Annotated in this window: 1 protein-coding gene; it reads left to right on the top strand. The window is 30.5% G+C overall.

The features are described 5' to 3' along the window. The first annotated feature begins 78 nt into the window (after nt 1–78). Nucleotides 79–1,638: an IS1182 family transposase gene (locus tag ACCQ42_RS02290; protein WP_410035236.1), complete on the top strand. Its 1,560-nt coding sequence runs from the start codon at nt 79–81 to the stop codon at nt 1,636–1,638. Nucleotides 1,639–1,807: the final 169 nt, after the last annotated feature.

Genomic DNA, 1,807 nt, shown 5'->3' on the forward strand with positions numbered 1-1,807 from the left:
GGGGCTGTTGCAAAAGTCCTAACATAGAAAAAGACGAGGAAATTAAACATCCTCGTCTTTTTCTGATACAATGTATTTATGAAACAAAATAGTAATACATCATCATTAACTAATCTTACACTAGTTGGTGATACAATTCAATTAAAATTAAACTTTAACACAGAAGTATACATCCAAGATGACATAAAACTAAGGCTTGTAAAAAATATAATTGAAAGGATAGACCTAACAGAACTAAGAAAAGTCTACTCATCATTTGGGAGAAAACCTACTGTAAATCCAGTAACAATGCTTCAAATAATAATATTCTGCTACTCTGAAGGAATATTCTCATCAAGAGAAATAGAAAAATCATGTAAATATGATCTAAGAATAAAATATCTTCTTGACGGACAAACCCCACCAGATCATAGCACAATAAATAGATTTAGACAGAAAATAGTAAATCTAACACCTAATCTACTAAGTCAAATAGTAGAAATACTAGTAGAAGAAAAGCAAATAGATCTATCAAGTATATACATAGATGGAACAAAAATAGAAGCTTATGCCAACAGATACAGCTTTGTCCGGAGAGGAAGCACAGAAAAATGGCAAGAAAAACTAAGAATCAGAATAATAAAGCACTTCAATTTAAATAAAGACTTAACACCATCCCAAGTATTAGAAGTAGTAAAGATATCATTTAATCAAGTAAGTAAAGAATGTATAGAAAAGAAAATAAACTTCGTACATGGTCAAGGAAAAAGAAAACATCAACTCCAACGAGACTATGAACAACTAAAAGATTGGAAAAATAAGTTAGAAACTTATCAAGAACACCTAGAAATAATGGGAGATTACAGAAACTCCTACTCAAAAACAGACCATGACGCAACCTTCATGAGAATGAAAGAAGACCACATGAGAAATGGTCAACTTAAGCCAGCATACAATATCCAATTAGCAAGTGCCTCAGGTTTCATAATAGGAGAAAATGTATCACACCATCCAAATGACATGTACACCCTAAAACCATTCTTATCAAAACTCCAAACAACCTATCCAAATGAACTAGACAAAATAGTAGCAGATGCAGGATACGAAAGCGAAGAAAACTATGTATATCTAGCTGAGCATAATCTAACATCCTACATAAAACCATCAAACTACGAAAAATCAAAAACACGAAAATATAAAAAAGAACAAGAATTCAGGGAAAGCCTAGTCTATGATGAAACTCAAGATAAGTACATATCAAAAGAAGGCAAAGAATTCATAAGATGTAATGATAAATACAGAAAAAGAAAAAGTGGATATATAACAACCACAAAAGTCTATAGGTGTTTCGACCGGAACAAAGATGGTCAAAAAACTAAAGGCATTTACATAGCAGAAACGTTCCAAAAATATAGGAAAGAATCATTAGAAAACATAATATCAGACCAAGGAATAGAAGAAAGATTAAATAGATCAATCCAAGCTGAAGGAGCATTTTCCAAAATAAAGTCAGGACTAAACTACAACAGATTCCACCATAGAGGAAAAGAAAATATAATAAGTGAAATATGCCTCTTATCAATAGCACTAAACTTAAATAAACTGGCAACCAAAATAGAAAATAAGAACTTAGAAATCATAAAATACAAAGCTGCTTAAGAAAAAAATATTAATTTCATAAGCTTTATTAAGTGAGCCTATTTTTAAGGAAAATGTGGAAAAATTTATTCCCACCTTAAAAATCTCTATATAATTAAATTACTTAATACAAATATCCGAGAAAAAAAGTGATGTTGCAGAATAGATTTAACTATTCTGCAACATCACC

The sequence above is a fragment of the Anaerococcus kampingae genome (genome assembly GCF_046365475.1).
In the GTDB taxonomy this organism is placed as follows: domain Bacteria; phylum Bacillota; class Clostridia; order Tissierellales; family Peptoniphilaceae; genus Anaerococcus; species Anaerococcus kampingae.

What these genes read in the sequence shown, in the direction of transcription:
- ACCQ42_RS02290 (WP_410035236.1), top strand. Translation starts at nt 79, where the DNA reads ATGAAACAAAATAGTAATACATCATCATTAACTAATCTTACACTAGTT.